Below are 14,284 nucleotides of genomic sequence, written 5' to 3'. Positions count from 1 at the left end.
TGACTCAAGAAACCGGGAGCAAAACTGAAGCCAGTGAGTGTCGTCATTTTGGTGAAGTGGGTCAAGTCTTTTTGGTTCCGGCCAGGACTTCGGAAATCACGACTCCAGCAATGGTCAGCAGGCCGCCGACCAGTTCACGGGGGCCAAGTCGTTCAACGCCGGCCAAAAAGGCGATAAGCGCGGCAAAAACCGGTTCGAGCGTCAATGTCAGGGCCGTCTGCGTCGCGGAAACATGCCGCTGCGCCCAGGTTTGCAGGCGATAGCAGAGAATCGTTCCAAACATGACCAGGTAGAGCAGTTCCCACACCTGGTTGGCCGTCAGGGACAACGGCCGCAGTTCCGGGGTCAGTACATCCGGCAGCGGCAGGGCAAGTTGCACCCAGCCGGCCACCGCCAGCCATCCGGCTACGGCCACGAGCACGGAGACACCGAGCTGCACGAGGTTGAGGCTGTCCACATCCGACTGCCCGGCATAACGCTCCATCAGGACGATGTGAACAGCAAACGGGACGGTGCATCCGAACGACACAGCATCACTCCAACGCCAGCCACGGGACGCATCATCGGGAAAGCACAGCAGGGTAAAACCGATGAACGCCACCATCAGGCCGAGTAGATTCGCAGCCGTCGGACGCTGCTTTCCAAACCACACTCCGAACAGCGGAACGAGCAACACACTGGACCCGGTGATAAATGCCGCTTTGGAGGGACTACCGCTCCAGGCCAGCCCCTGCGCCTGCAGGACGTAGCCCAGCCCCAGAAAGACGCCGAGCCACAGCCCATGAAGCAGTGTCCGCGACGGCAGCCGCCGCAATCGCCCGCCCCACACCAGCAACATCAGCCCCACGGCCAGCCCGAACCGCACCATGATGTAGCGCATGGGCGCGAGACTGCCGGGATGTGCCGGATTGGTAACATCCTGCGCCACAACGAATGTGCTGCCCCAGATCGCATTCGCCACGATCAGCCCCAGCAGCGCCCAGCGGTGCAGCGTCATGGCTGCCATCAGAAGGCTTCCCTTTCCGGCACCGGCCCCCGGATGAAACCGGCCGCAACGCCGCGCCGGGGATCGCTCAGGCGGACGGTGGGATCAATGTTCGAGCCACACGGGAGCGGACTGTCACCACAGCGCGGAAAGATGCCTGGCCGGGGCACCGGCTGGTAGAGCTTCATGCCGTTGACATCAGTGAGGACAACCGGAACCGGCGTCAGACGCGGCGGACGCACCAGCGGCAACTGCGAAGGAAAGGGGAGCAGGCATAGCTCCACACTCCAGACCAGGAGCGGAGACCACCGGGGGAACGTCCTCGAAAGCTGCGCCAGCCCCAATGCCAGCGGGACGACGAAGTAGCCGACACCAAACCGCAGCGACGGAGCCTGAAGCAGTACATAGAGACTTCCGAGCCACCCGGTTCCCAGCGCCCACCGCCAACTCGCAGGCACGGTCTGCCACCGCACCAGACAGACCAGTGTCGCCAGACCGCTCCCGGCCAGCAACCCGGCGGCGACGGGTTCGTGCGTCGGCCAACCTGGAAGCCAGTGCCAGTCCAACCAGCCGTTGAGCGGACCTGTACTGTAGCGGGCCACGGCCAAAGCTCCCCAGTCCCAGCGCGCCTGATCACGAATCACCGTGGTCAGTGACCGGGGGATGCCGGTCGAGTACTGCCACGGATTCATCTCATAGCGCCACGCCACCGGCAGCGCCAGCAGCTTCGAGGGAAAGAAGGGACAGCCGGAAGTCAGCACCCGCGCCAGCGTCACCGGCAGAAGCGCCACACTTTCAAGGGCAACGAAGGCAATGAGCGCCGTCCACCGGCGGCGGGCGGCCGACCTCCACACCAGCCAGCCGGACAGCAGCAGCAACGGGACGGCCGTCAGCTTGATGGCAGCCGCCATTCCAGCCAGGGCGGCCACTGCCCAGTCCCGGCCCCGGCGGGCGGGCAGCGGCAGGGCTTCGCAGTCGAGCATCATCCACAGCACAACGATGATGAGGGCCGCCGTCGGCACATCCGGCGATGAAGATGCCAGCAGTCCTTCCACCGTGCTGAGCGCCCCAACCCCCAGCGTCGTGGCCCAGACGAAAAACCAGTCGCCAGGGCGGCCGGTTCCGCGATACAGCCGCCAGCCGGCCAGTCCAGCCCCGATCAACCACAGCGCCAGAGCAAAACCACCGGACAGCCCCGCCGCGCGTGTTTTCAGGCCGTCGTGCACACAGGGCGCAAAGAGGGCAAACCACGACGAGGCATAGCCCAGTTGCACATCGAGCAGGGCCGTGCCTTTCACCACGCCATACTCGGCCAACCAGCGCATCGCGGGGTAGTGGTAAATCCCGGTGTCCACCAGTGTGACGGGAGAAACGGCAACCGCCGCCGCTGCCAGCAGGGCCAGTGCAGACAGTCCGGCTGCCGCCGACAGACGCCGCTTCCCCCACTCGGACAGACGGCGATGGGCTGGCTTCACCCGCTGTAGCCACAGGAGCAGAATGACAGCCGTCAGGGCGGCGACCCAGGGCGCGAGTGGGAGCAGGAAGGCCGTGCTTAACCACAGGTTGGACAACACCCCGACCCCAAACCACAGGCTGATCGTGAACTGCTCAGACGTGCTGGAAAAGACAACCTTGGAGAGGCAGACCCGCCCGATCAGGCCCGCCAGCACAATCATGAGTGTCCAGATGGCAAGGGTAAGCAGCATGTCGCAGGCTTCAGTGGCACCGGGTCAGTCCGGCAAAACACCTGCGAGGCCGGTTCCACAGACAAAGGATGCCAGTGCCGCCGGTGACTGGCTCCCTTCCCGGCATCCCGCTTGACGGACCCAATGACCAAAACCGACCCGCTCCACCACTGAACGATGTATATTCGGGAGCAAGCCCGATTGCACTTGGACGGCTGCGCTTTTGGCCAACCCCGGCGCATGTTCGGACGCCACCGGCCGGCCAACCTGTATCCAAAAACCTGACGAGACCTTTATGAGCCAAACCACCTTTCATATCGCCGTCATCGGGTGTGGTCACTGGGGACCAAACCACATCCGCACATTTTCGTCCTTTCCCGAAGCCAAGGTCGTCGCGGCAGCCGATGTCAGCCGCCAGAACCTGGAACGGGTCGGCCGGGCTTATCCGGGACTCACCCTGTTTGAGGACTACCGCCGGATGCTGGCTGAAACCGACATCCATGCCGTCGTTATCTCCACGCCGACAAGTACACACCATGCCATCGTCCGGGATGTCCTGCTGGCCGACAAGCACGTTCTGGTCGAAAAACCGCTCTGCCGCACAGCGGAAGAGGGCGAGGAACTCGTCACCCTGGCGGCTGAACGGAACCGATTGCTGATGGTCGGGCAAGTCTTCCTGTTCAACCGTGGGATTCTCAAGCTCAAGGAATACCTGCAATTTGGCGATCTGGGGCGGATTTACACCATGGTTTCGACCCGCACGAACCTGGGGCCGATTCGCAAGGATGTCAATGCCGTTTATGACCTGGCTTCCCACGACATCGCCATTTTTGACTTTCTGACCGGCGCTACACCACTCGAAGTTTCGGCTTCGGGCGCGGCCTATCTCCAGCCCGGCATTGAAGACCTGGCGTTCATCACCCTGCGCTATCCCAACGACCTGCTGGCGCACGTCCATGTGTCGTGGCTCAACCCGCGCAAGGTGCGCGAGATTACCATTGTGGGCGACCGGAAAATGCTCATCTGGGATGACCTGGCCACCATTGGGCCCATCTGTGTCTATGACAAGGGTGTGATCCGTGAGCCGTACTACGAGGATTACGGGCAATTCCAACTACTTGCCCGTGAAGGCGACATTTCCATTCCACGCATTCAGCTTGAAGAACCGCTCAAGGCACAGGCGCGCTACTTCCTCGACGGGCTGCGGCGGGGAAGTCTGACGGTTTCCGACGGCAAAAGCGGTTTGGCTGTCGTGCGTACGCTCGAAGCCATTCAGACCTCACTTGCCCAGCGCGGCACCCCGGTGAGCATCAGCCGGACAAAACCGGCGTGACGTGACAAGCCTATGGTTTCAGGCCGTTTCCGGTTGCACCGACAGACCGGGAGCGTGGGGGCTTTCACACCAGCTTCCGCGCCCGCGCATTGACAATCCGGTAAAGGCTTTCGACGGCTCCGCTCTCCCGGCGCTGCACCCCAACCTGAAGTGTGCCGATGACCGCCACGGGGTAGTCACTGGCGGCGCTGAGTTCCTGTCCCGGTGCGAGGGTCACGAAAATCATCTGCTCGATGCCCGGCCCATCACCAAAGCAGCAGGCCAGTGGAACTTCAATGAGAATGAACCGGCGGATTTTCCCATCGCTGATGCCAAGCGGCACCATGAAGCCGTTGATTTCCACCTGCTTGCCATTGAGCTGCTGGGCGCGTGGCGGAAAGACGACTTCCCGACCGTTGACCTGCACACCATCCAGATCGCGAAACCGCAAAACCGTTGGTGCCGGTGTCCCGGCCCCGCCGTGACTAACGGACCCGACAAGCAACCACAGGGCTACAAGCAACTTATTCACACGTGATTTGACCTGCATCACGTTGGCTTCAACCTCAACAACAATGCCATAGAAAATCCAAGTGCGCCGGGCACGCTTCGGCACGCCCTAGCATGCCATGACGCCAGCGATTTGGACACGCTCCAAGCCTGCCCACCCTTCAGGCATCGCGCACCCTGCGGCTTCCAACGGGAGGCGGGGCTAAAATGGGCTTAGCCCCGCTGCTGCGTTGTAACCGCGATACAGTTCGTTGAAGTCACGGATACTGCGCTCCAGTATCTGGTTGATGGTGTCAATGTCAGAGGTGTTGATGGTGAGGTTGACGCCGTTCAGAAACGCCATGTACGTGTCAAGCGTCTTGACCTGCGGTGAGACCAGAACGAGGTACGTCCGACGCCGGTACTTCGGAGGCAGTGAGTTGATATGCCGAAGGATAGTGATGCCGCCCTGGTTGGCGCTGTCAAATTGCGGGTCAAGCAGTACCATGTCCACCCTTGAGTCCCGCATCAGCTCAATGGCTTTGGATACTTCGGTACAAACTGTCGGGGCATACGCTTGGTGGTCGAGTTTTTCGAGCACGTGTTGAGCCTGCGCCGGGTCTGCCAGACAGAGCAGTGTCTGGCGGCGCTGCCAACTGGCCAGTGGTCCCGTCGAACCATCAGCATTGCGGGCGGTTTGCCCGGTCAGCAGGGCCACAAGTTGCATGATGGCATCCTGATTAGCTTGCATACGCTTTGGTGCTCCGCGCAACGTGGGAGTAGCTTTTGGCGGTGGCTTGACCGTCATCTCGAAGCGACACTTCGGGCAGTTGACCTGAAACGGCTTGTCCGGCAGGTTCTTTTCCTGAATGTCGAACTTCGCGCGACACTGCGTGCAGACAACTTTCATGAGTCGTCATCCACAGGCCGAAGGGAGGTGGCAGCAGTTTCCCGCCGTCACCGTTCGATGATGTCGAGCATGGACGGGCGCGGCGTCTCGGTCGTGTTGCGCACCGGCGGCGCAATCGGACGCATGCCCCCCAAGGTTGGACGCAACCCCTGTTGCTCCTTCTGCATGCGGTTGATCTCGCTGCCCCCGGCACCGGCAAAATCGCTGGAAGAGCCAAGACCGGAAAGGCGCAGCAGGAGGTTGTTCTGATTGGTGGCGAAGGCCACACCATCTTCCTGCGTAATGATGCCCTCCCGGATCATCCGCTCAATCACCTGATCGAAGTGCTGCATGCCGTCGAGCGAACCATCTTCCATGGCATCCAGCAGTGACTTCCCTTCACTTTCACCCTTTTCGATGTACTCGCGGGTACGGGGCGTGGACTTCAGGATTTCCACCGCCGCGACCCGCCCTTTGCCATCCGCCCGTGGGATCAGACGCTGGCTGATGATGTAGCGGAAAGCCTGCGCCAGCCGTACACGGATGACGTGTTCCTCATTCTTCGGGAAGATACCGATGATGCGGTCCACCGTCTTGGAAGCGTCTGTGGTGTGCAGGGTTGAAAACACCAGGTGACCCGTTTCGGCAGCTTCCAGCGCGATTTCGGTGGTCTCCAGATCGCGCATTTCACCCACAAGGATGACTTTCGGTGCCTGCCGCAGGGCTGCCCGCAAGGCCAGCGCAAAACTTGGCGTGTCGCTGCCGAGTTCACGCTGATTGATGGTGCAGTTTTTGTGGGTGTGCAGAAACTCGATGGGGTCTTCAATGGTGACGATGTGGTAGAACTTTTCCTCGTTGATCTTGCGCAGAATCGCCGCCAGCGTCGAAGACTTGCCGCTGCCGGTCGGCCCCGTCACCAGCACGATCCCATTTTTGAGATTGGCAATCTCGCCCAACTGCGGCGGCAGCCCCAGCGACTCAAGCGTGGGGACTTCCGTCGGAATGACGCGCATGACGATGGAATACGTCCCACGCTGCGAGAAGATGTTGACACGGAAGCGCGTCCGGGAAGGCAGACTGTAGGAGAGGTCCACGGAACCCGTCTGCACCAGCTTCTCCGCTGCTTCGTGGTTTCCGGCCATGAGCGCCATGGCGATGATTTCGGTCTGGTAGGGGGTCAGGTTGCGCAGCCCCTTGATGTCCACCGGAACGAGCTTGCCGTTGAGTTCGACTTGCGGCGGACGCCCGACGGAAAAGTTCAGGTCACTGATTTTGTCATCTACCGCCAGCATGCGTTCGATGATCGGTGGCAGGTCAAAGTAACTCATACGCCTGTACTCCCTGTTCCCCGCCCTTTCTCGCGGCTGTGGTCTGTGGTTGCAGCAACCATGGCCTGCCGTCAGGCAGGTCGTTGTAGCCCCGTCCGAAAACCGGTCCTTGTGATTCCGGCACGCTATACCAGTACCGCAGCGGGTGCAAGCGGCAACCTGGTTGAAACAACGGTGGCGACGCAGCCGTGCGGCCGCACGCTTCCAGTCCTAAACTCAGGCGGAAATCCCATTCGTGCCACGTCTCCGGCGGGACGTGGTCGGGGTTGACTTCACGAGCGATTTCAACTCGGACATAAACTCGGTCACATCCTTGAACTCCAGATACACCGAAGCGAAGCGGACGTAGGCCACTTTGTCCAAATCCTTGAGCCGGCGCATAATGAGTTCGCCAATCTTCTGTGTTGACCGCTCCCGGTCACGCGATTCCTGAACGTATTTCTCGACCGCATTCACAATGGCTTCGAGCTTGGCGGCCGGCACAGGACGTTTTTCGCAGGCCCGGGCCAAGCCCGCCAGCACCTTCTGCCGGTCAAAAGGTTCCCGCCGGCCGTCTTTCTTGATGACCATGTAGGGGATTTCATCAATCCGTTCATAAGATGTGAACCGTCGTTCACATTTCAGACATTCACGACGACGGCGGATGACATCGCCTTCACGGCTTTCGCGCGAGTCCACAACCTTATCTTCAAGGTTGCCACAGTACGGACACTTCACGTTGCTGCTCTTCCCGTCGGTTACGTTAAGACCCGCTCCAGCTCGTCTGGCCTGAAACTTGTGGGCCGTGAGCGGAGTTTCGGCGTCACCACCCGCGGCGGCCGACGGCCGCCACCCAGTGGGCTTCAGCGGTTCAGGTCAAACCTTGATGTTGCGCGCACCAAAAAACTCCTTGAGCGCCGGATACACGTCTTCCTTGCTGTCAATGCGCACTCCGATAAAGCGTTTCTGGTGCTTGAGATGTTCCTTGAAAATCGAAAGCAACGCCCCCGACGAACGTCGGTAGCTGGACGCCCCTTCATCTCCAATTTCGCCATACCCAAAGAGATTGCACGTGGTGATGAGCTTGTCGGCAAGCCGGACGGCTTCCTCGTTGTCACTATAGTAGTTGTCACCATCCGAGAAGTGAAACGGATAGATGTTCCAGTCCTTCGGAGGGTAGCGTTTGTCAATGATGTCGAGCGCCAGTTTGTAGGCGCTGGACACCACCGTGCCGCCGGATTCCCCCTGGGTGAAGAACTGCTCCTCGGTGACTTCCTTGGCCTCGGTGTGGTGGCTGATGAAGACAATTTCGACGTTGTCGTACTTGGTACGCAGAAAACGCACCATCCAGAAGTAAAAGCTGCGGGCGATGTATTTCTTGAACTCACCCATCGAGCCGGAGACATCCATCAGCGCCAGTACGACGGCATTGGACTCGAAACGGACATCTTCCTCCCAGCTCTTGAAGCGCAGGTCTTCTTTTTTGAATCCGCCCACCTGGGCGCGTCCCCTCTCGATGGCATTGCGTTTGATGTTCTCGATAATCGAGCGGCGCTTGTCGAGGTTGGAAAAGGCTCCGGTGCGGCGGATTTCCGTGAAGCGGGTGGTGCGGGCCGGCATCGCCTTGTTGGCACGCTCTTCGAGAAACGGCAGTTCCAAGTCCTCAAAAATGAGCGCCGCGATGTCGTCAATGTTGACCTCCGCTTCGTAGTATTCCTGCCCGGCATCGCTGCCGGCCGGCCCCGTGCCGCCTTTGCCCGGCCCACTGCCGGACTGGCCTTCCCGCGCCACCACATCGCCCACTTTTGAGTTGCCGTCCCCTTGGGCGACATGCTTCTGCTTGTTGCGGTCGAAGCGGAATTTGTACTCATCCAGCGACCGAATGGGCACCTTGACCGTCTTGCGTCCATCCGAAAGGATGATGGCCTCGTTGGAAACAATCGAGCTGAGGTTCTTACGGATGGCCTCTTTGACGCGCTCCTTGTGGCGCTCCTGGTCAATGACGCCCTTGCGCTGAAGGCTCCAGTCATGCTGCTGAATCGCCATTGGTGTACTCCCAAAGCGCCCCCTGCCTGAAGGGCCAGGGCGTGCTGCCAAAGTTGTGCCTTGCCCGACACCACCCACGGGCTACTCCGCCGGCGATTCCTCTGCCGCTTGGGGTGAAGTGGTATGGGGTGGCGTGGTGTCAGCCGAAGCGGACGTGTCGGGCTGAACAGCCACGGCCAGGTTGACCGGGGCTCCAGTGGAGGATGCACCTGCCGCCAGAGCCGCCGTGGCTGAAGCCGCCAGAGACGGCACCGGACGCACCGCCTGCCGCCGGCAAAAGTCAAGGATCAGAGCCGTGGTTTCTTCCGGGCGTTCCTCCTCCGGGATGTGTCCACAATCGGGAATGACCACAAATTCGGCCTGTGGAAGACGGGCGCGCAGACGAACACCCAGCGTAACCGGAATGGACCGGTCATACTCTCCCCAGATGATCAGCACCGGGACGGTGATGCCGGACAACTCCTGCTCGATCCAGTTCAGGTCCCACTGGCGGGCCGTTGTCAGAGCGGCGCGTTGTCCTTCCACGGTTCGCAACGCACGAAAGTATGCCGTGATCCGCTCCGGCGTCACCACCTGCTGATCGTGGAAGAACCCACGCAGCAGGGTCTCCGAAGTCTGCCGGGTTGCCATCAGCAAGGGCACGGCCGCTTCCCCAACCAGCCAGGTCCGGGCAATCCGGGCATAGAGACTGAATGGATACTGCCGCAAGGGTGCATCGTTGTAGGCCGCGTCAATGAGCACCAGTCCCGTCACCCGCGAGGCCCACATCAGGGCGCAGGCCAGTGCCACTGCACCGCCAAAGGAGTTGCCCACAAAGGTGGCGGTCTCGATACCCAGCCGGTCAAGCAGCCCAATCACGAGTTGAGCATGGTCCTGCACGTGGTAGCGGCGGTCGGCCGGTTTTTCCGAAAAACCGAACCCCTTCAGATCGGGTGCAATCACCCGGTAGCCAGCCGCCGCCAGTGGCTCGACCACATCTTTCCACGTGTAGTTGGATGAACAGTAGCCGTGGAGCAGAAGCAGCACCGGCGCGTCCGGGGCGCCAAATTCCTGGTAGTGCAACCGCACACCATCCACCACCGTAAAGCGACTGGCATCCGGGTGCGGTAGTTCACCCACGTAATCAATCCAGCGCACATCGCGCGGACGCTTGAGATACTGCCAGGCCAAACCACCGGCCAGGGTGGCTCCCCCCAGCGCTGCCAACCATTGTTTTGCTTTCACGAAATCACTTCCCCCAAAAACGACAAGCTCAGAAGCCCCATACCTGAAGCCCGCCTGTGAACCGTCCCAGCACCAGACGTTCACGGGTCGTGACGGGTCGTTGTCCACCTTTCCACCAAGTCTTCAGGCAGATGCTCAAAGCGGCATACGGCGCCGGCCCACCACACCGGAACCGGCAGACCATCTTACAGGACGGTCGCCCTCAGTCGGAAATCATAGCACGAATTGCCCACGGCCATGACGCCCCCTGCCTTGACGCTCGTTTTCACCGCGTGTTATCTAGCCGAGCCAGTGGCGCTCAAGGCCAGTGGCGCTCAAGTTGTTGGGGATGTACCGGGATTCAACTTCAGCGGGATTCAACTTCAGTCGGCGTGCAGGCGGGCAACAATCGTGAAAGCAATGCCAGATGACATTCAGGGTGCGGCCGATACGGTCATTGAAGTCACGATTGCAAGTCACTACCGGTTCGTGGAAATGGTTGGGGCCGTTGCCGACCAGTTGACACAACTGGCGGGATTCGAGGCTGAAAATGCAGACTGGGTTGGATTGGCCGTTCGGGAATCCATCGTCAACGCCATCAAGCACGGTAACCAACTCGATATTTCCAAACCGGTTCAGGTTCGCTTTCAGTTGACGGATGAAAAACTCATCGTCGTCGTACGTGATCGTGGCCAAGGCTTTGATGCCGATCACCTGGCTGACCCGCGTGACCCGGAGAACCTGCTGAACCCCAATGGCCGGGGCATTTTTTACATGCGAACCTTCATGGATACCGTCGAATTCCTGCCCCATCAGCAGGGCGGACTCGAAGTGCGCATGGTGAAGTACCGCCCGACCAGCCAGGCCCGCAGCAACGGCAGTAGCGCCAGCCACAGCCGCAGCCGAGACTGAAAGCAGCCGGGACAGATGTCTGATGGCAGGTCGGGGAGCCATCTGTGGGGTCCATTCCCCCCTGCAACCTGCCCCCGAACCGGCGGCGGAACAAAGTTTGAAAACCAACCTCAAGACAGCAATGATAGGCTGCCACCGACAAACAGACTTGAATCACACCGGCGCACCAGCCGATATTTTTCAGCGAAGGAGTCCCGCGTCCGTATGTCACTGACCATTTCCCATCGTACTGTTGGCGATGTCGCCATCCTGGACCTCAGCGGCAAAATCACGATTGGTGAAGGCAGCGTCCAACTCCGGGAAGCTGTCAAGTCCCTGCTCGAAAATGGCAACAAAAACATCCTGCTCAACCTGGGCGATGTGAGCTACGTGGACAGCTCCGGGATTGGTGAACTCGTCCATAGCTACACGACGGTCAAAAATCAGCAGGGGCAACTCAAGCTGCTGAACCTCACGAAGAAGATTCAGGACCTGCTGATGATTACCAAGCTGCTGACGGTGTTCGATACGTTCGACAACGAAGCCGACGCTATTGCCAGCTTTTCCTGAAGCGGCTTTCCTGTTTGCATTTCCGGCCTTTCAGTCTCCTCGACCTCGCTGGAGTGGGCGCCGGTATCCCAATCTCCAGGGCTGCTGGCTGAAACGGTCCCTTCACGCCACACGTAACGATGGCACGGATTCTGGTCACGGGCGGGTTGGGTGTCGTTGGCACCTGGCTCGTCCGTGAGCTTCGTGAACGACATCACGATGTCATCTCCTGTGACCTCGCGCACCAGCCCGACGAAGTCGCGTTTGGGCTGCACGGAGACATCCGCGAACCGCGCTATGCCCGCTGCGACATCAGCGAGTTTCGCCAACTCGTCCGCCTGTTTGAGCACTTCGGCCGTTTCGACTACGTCTTCCACTGCGCCGCCGAGTTTGGACGCTGGAACGGAGAAGACTTCTACGAAACGCTCTGGCGCACGAACGTCATTGGCACCAAGCACCTGCTGCGCCTCCAGGAAAGCCAGCGGTTCCGGATGGTGCACTTCTCTTCATCGGAAGTCTATGGCGACTATCCCCACCTGATGGCCGAACACATCACGGACGAAGTCGAAATCAAGCAACTCAACGATTACGCCCTGTCAAAGTGGGTCAACGAGATACAAATCCGCAACGCCATTGCCCAGCATGGCGTCGAAACAGTTGTCGTGCGCCTGTTCAACACTTACGGTCCGGGTGAGTACTACAGCCCTTACCGCTCGGTGAACTGCCGCTTTCTCTACTGCGCTCTGCACGGCCTGCCGTGGACGGTCTATCGCGGCCATGCCCGGACTTCCACGTTTCTGGCCGATACCATCCGCACGGTGGCCAACCTGGTTGAACACTTCAAGCCGGGCGAAACCTACAACATCGGCGGCGACCAGCTTCACACCATCGAGGAACTCTCCGACCTGGTGCTGAAAGTGACCGGCGCTTCACCCACCCTGGTACGCTATGCCGACGCCGAACCGCTGACGACCAAAATCAAGCTGGTGGACACGAGCAAAGCCGTGCGTGACCTTGACCACCGCAACACCTACAGTCTTGAAGAAGGCCTGCGCCTGACGGCCGACTGGATGCGGCAGGTGTATAAACCCAACCGGTAAGCCTTCGGGTACTCCCGGCAGCTTGTCCCTTTCCCCGCTGATGCAACCTTCTATGCCCTTCTTACGGATGCGACACCACCTCTGGCCCGTCAGGCTTGTGGTCTGGTTGGTCCTGGCCTGGACAGCCGGAGCCGTCACCGCGCAAACCGAGTCGCCATCCGCCCGGGCCAACATCGTCGTGAGAACGGATGAGCGGCTCTTTGTGACGCTCGCTGCGCTCAATCTGGCCGGCTTCGACGCCGAAACGCCGGACGCCCCGCCCAATGAAGTCTGGGCACAACTGCTTCGCGATCTCCAGCAAACCACCCCACCGGAAATCGCCGAAAAGCTGCGCGCTTTCTGGAAACAGTTACCTGAAGCCGAACGCCACCGCCCGACCCTTCTGGGCAGCGCCGTGGCACTGGCCCTGCTGGCGCGCCCGTTGCCGGATTTCACCCTGCCGCCCACCGAGACCCTGCCGCCAGATGTGCGTCCTCTGGCCGGTCTGGCGCCACTGGTGGCCGAATTTGCCGCCCGCTCCCCGGTGCGGACGGCATTTCCCAAATACGCCGCCAACTACACGGCCTTTACCGAACGGCTCCAGTCCATCGCTGATGAAGAAACCCTCCGCCTGCTGACGTTTCTGCACACGCAGCCCATCGTCACGGCCCGGGACGCGCCGCCCATTGCCGATCTCGACACCCTGACCAGTGCCAACCTGCCGGCCGGTGAACTCCGCGAACGTACCCGGCGGATGTTCATCCTGCCTGACCTGCTGGGCCCGGTGGGGCGGGTTGTCACGCGCAATGACATTCTGAACGGTGCAGACCGGCGTACCTACCGCCGGCCCGGAGACGAGTTCTTTCTCGTCGTCAGCGCCCCTCGGGAAGCCCCCAACCGGGCTATCCGGCGGGCATTGCTGCGCTTTCTTCTGGAGCCGGTCATTGCCCGTTCGGGCAAACTCATCGCCGACCGGCGTACTGCCATTGTGAAACTGGCCGGCAGCCTCCCCAATGCTGATCCGGCCTTGAAAAGCAACGTCTTTGAAATCGTCCGGGAATCTCTGAGCCGGGCCATCGAGGCCCGCCTGTCCATTCAGGCGGCACGGCAGGCCGCGCGCCAGACGGACGATGACACCGAACGGGCCCAGCTTCAGCTTGCCGATGAAGAAGCGCGCGTCGAACTGCTGGGCGTCTGGGAGCGTGGCGGCGTTCTGGCCCTGCACTTCTTCGAGCAGCTTGCCGCACTTGATGAAACCGGCGTGGACATTCTCGACTGGCTTCCGCGCATGGTGTCGGGTTTTGACGCTGAACGCGAACGCCGCCGCCCGACGGAACTGGCCGCCCTGCGCGCCCGGGTCGAAGAGCGCCGGCAGCTTGTCCGCGCTGCCCCGGCGGCTAGAAACCTTTCGCGCATCGAGCAGGCCGACGCCCTCCTGCGCGCCAAAAAATACGCCGAGGCGCGGCAGGTACTCGAAGCCCTGCTGCGTGAAGACCCCCAGGATGCCCGCGCCGCCTTCGGCCTCGCGGAACTCACGGCCAAACAACCCACCACTGTGGAAACGGACCCTGCCGCCGATGAAAGCGAACAGTTGGCCGCCCTCCAGGAACGGCTCGAACAGGCCGTCGAGCTGTACGAACGCGCGGCCCGGCTGGCCAAGCCCGAAGAACGCTGGCTGGCATCGCGGGCCTACGTCGCCATCGGCAAGATTTACGACCTCGCCGACCGGCGGCCGGAAGCCCTGGCTGCCTACGAGCGGGCCATTGCCCTTGGCGACGTACGGGGCGGTGCTTACGCCGAAGCTGTGGCCGGAAAGGAACGTCCGTTCCGCCCGGACAAACAGCCCTGA

The 14,284-nt window shown here is 61.0% G+C and carries 13 protein-coding genes; 5 read left to right on the top strand and 8 right to left on the bottom strand.

Annotated elements, in window-relative coordinates; genetic code table 11:
• Positions 1-61: 61 nt before the first annotated feature.
• Both CABTHER_RS04075 and CABTHER_RS04070 read right to left on the bottom strand, forming a co-directional pair.
• On the bottom strand, positions 62-1,006 hold the full coding sequence (locus tag CABTHER_RS04075) for a DMT family transporter (RefSeq protein WP_014099321.1): 945 nt from the start codon (positions 1,004-1,006) through the stop codon (positions 62-64).
• On the bottom strand, positions 1,006-2,691 hold the full coding sequence (locus tag CABTHER_RS04070; protein ID WP_014099320.1) for an LIC_10190 family membrane protein: 1,686 nt from the start codon (positions 2,689-2,691) through the stop codon (positions 1,006-1,008). The genes CABTHER_RS04075 and CABTHER_RS04070 overlap by 1 nt, the downstream gene beginning before the upstream one ends.
• Before the next feature lie 274 nt (positions 2,692-2,965).
• Between CABTHER_RS04070 and CABTHER_RS04065 the strand changes: the two genes are divergently transcribed.
• Positions 2,966-4,003: a Gfo/Idh/MocA family protein gene (locus CABTHER_RS04065; RefSeq protein WP_014099319.1), complete on the top strand. Its 1,038-nt coding sequence runs from the start codon at positions 2,966-2,968 to the stop codon at positions 4,001-4,003.
• A gap of 64 nt (positions 4,004-4,067) precedes the next feature.
• Here CABTHER_RS04065 and CABTHER_RS04060 read toward each other — a convergent pair whose 3' ends face one another.
• The 6 genes from CABTHER_RS04060 to CABTHER_RS04035 all read right to left on the bottom strand — a co-directional run bounded on the left by CABTHER_RS04060 (position 4,068) and on the right by CABTHER_RS04035 (position 9,937).
• Positions 4,068-4,598: a DUF3299 domain-containing protein gene (locus CABTHER_RS04060; RefSeq protein WP_014099318.1), complete on the bottom strand. Its 531-nt coding sequence runs from the start codon at positions 4,596-4,598 to the stop codon at positions 4,068-4,070.
• A 96-nt stretch (positions 4,599-4,694) separates the two neighbouring features.
• The gene (locus CABTHER_RS04055) at positions 4,695-5,381 is read right to left on the bottom strand and encodes a zinc-ribbon domain-containing protein (RefSeq protein WP_014099317.1); all 687 of its coding nucleotides are present in this window, start codon (positions 5,379-5,381) and stop codon (positions 4,695-4,697) included.
• Between the two features lie 47 nt (positions 5,382-5,428).
• Positions 5,429-6,688: a type IV pilus twitching motility protein PilT gene (locus tag CABTHER_RS04050; RefSeq protein ID WP_014099316.1), complete on the bottom strand. Its 1,260-nt coding sequence runs from the start codon at positions 6,686-6,688 to the stop codon at positions 5,429-5,431.
• Positions 6,689-6,904: 216 nt separating this feature from the next.
• Positions 6,905-7,405 carry a transcriptional regulator NrdR gene (gene nrdR / locus CABTHER_RS04045; RefSeq protein ID WP_014099315.1) on the bottom strand — a complete coding sequence of 167 codons (501 nt, stop codon included), beginning with the start codon at positions 7,403-7,405 and terminating at the stop codon, positions 6,905-6,907.
• 138 nt (positions 7,406-7,543) lie between these two features.
• Positions 7,544-8,713, bottom strand: a complete 1,170-nt coding sequence (yhbH, locus tag CABTHER_RS04040; RefSeq protein WP_014099314.1) for a sporulation protein YhbH — start codon at positions 8,711-8,713, stop codon at positions 7,544-7,546.
• Positions 8,714-8,794: 81 nt separating this feature from the next.
• On the bottom strand, positions 8,795-9,937 hold the full coding sequence (locus tag CABTHER_RS04035; RefSeq protein ID WP_187288414.1) for an alpha/beta fold hydrolase: 1,143 nt from the start codon (positions 9,935-9,937) through the stop codon (positions 8,795-8,797).
• A gap of 399 nt (positions 9,938-10,336) precedes the next feature.
• Here CABTHER_RS04035 and CABTHER_RS04030 point away from each other — a divergent pair, with 399 nt between their 5' ends.
• From CABTHER_RS04030 to CABTHER_RS04015, 4 genes are all read left to right on the top strand, one after another.
• Entirely contained in the window at positions 10,337-10,828 is a 492-nt protein-coding gene (locus tag CABTHER_RS04030; RefSeq protein ID WP_014099312.1) for an ATP-binding protein, read from the top strand.
• Between the two features lie 204 nt (positions 10,829-11,032).
• On the top strand, positions 11,033-11,377 hold the full coding sequence (locus tag CABTHER_RS04025) for an STAS domain-containing protein (protein WP_014099311.1): 345 nt from the start codon (positions 11,033-11,035) through the stop codon (positions 11,375-11,377).
• Positions 11,378-11,496: 119 nt separating this feature from the next.
• Positions 11,497-12,456, top strand: coding sequence for an NAD-dependent epimerase/dehydratase family protein (locus tag CABTHER_RS04020; protein WP_014099310.1), 960 nt, complete (start codon positions 11,497-11,499; stop codon positions 12,454-12,456).
• Positions 12,457-12,508: 52 nt separating this feature from the next.
• Positions 12,509-14,284 carry a tetratricopeptide repeat protein gene (locus tag CABTHER_RS04015; protein WP_148263931.1) on the top strand — a complete coding sequence of 592 codons (1,776 nt, stop codon included), beginning with the start codon at positions 12,509-12,511 and terminating at the stop codon, positions 14,282-14,284.

The organism is Chloracidobacterium thermophilum B, assembly GCF_000226295.1.
Classification (GTDB): Bacteria; Acidobacteriota; Blastocatellia; order Chloracidobacteriales; family Chloracidobacteriaceae; genus Chloracidobacterium; species Chloracidobacterium thermophilum.
This window is presented reverse-complemented; position numbering and strand designations above follow the sequence as displayed.

Coding starts and splice junctions, on each gene's coding strand:
- CABTHER_RS04015 (WP_148263931.1), top strand. CDS start 12,509: ATGCCCTTCTTACGGATGCGACACCACCTCTGGCCCGTCAGGCTTGTG.
- CABTHER_RS04030 (WP_014099312.1), top strand. CDS start 10,337: ATGCCAGATGACATTCAGGGTGCGGCCGATACGGTCATTGAAGTCACG.
- CABTHER_RS04055 (WP_014099317.1), bottom strand. CDS start 5,381: ATGAAAGTTGTCTGCACGCAGTGTCGCGCGAAGTTCGACATTCAGGAA.
- CABTHER_RS04065 (WP_014099319.1), top strand. CDS start 2,966: ATGAGCCAAACCACCTTTCATATCGCCGTCATCGGGTGTGGTCACTGG.
- CABTHER_RS04020 (WP_014099310.1), top strand. CDS start 11,497: ATGGCACGGATTCTGGTCACGGGCGGGTTGGGTGTCGTTGGCACCTGG.
- CABTHER_RS04070 (WP_014099320.1), bottom strand. CDS start 2,691: ATGCTGCTTACCCTTGCCATCTGGACACTCATGATTGTGCTGGCGGGC.
- yhbH (WP_014099314.1), bottom strand. CDS start 8,713: ATGGCGATTCAGCAGCATGACTGGAGCCTTCAGCGCAAGGGCGTCATT.
- CABTHER_RS04075 (WP_014099321.1), bottom strand. CDS start 1,006: ATGGCAGCCATGACGCTGCACCGCTGGGCGCTGCTGGGGCTGATCGTG.
- CABTHER_RS04025 (WP_014099311.1), top strand. CDS start 11,033: ATGTCACTGACCATTTCCCATCGTACTGTTGGCGATGTCGCCATCCTG.
- CABTHER_RS04050 (WP_014099316.1), bottom strand. CDS start 6,688: ATGAGTTACTTTGACCTGCCACCGATCATCGAACGCATGCTGGCGGTA.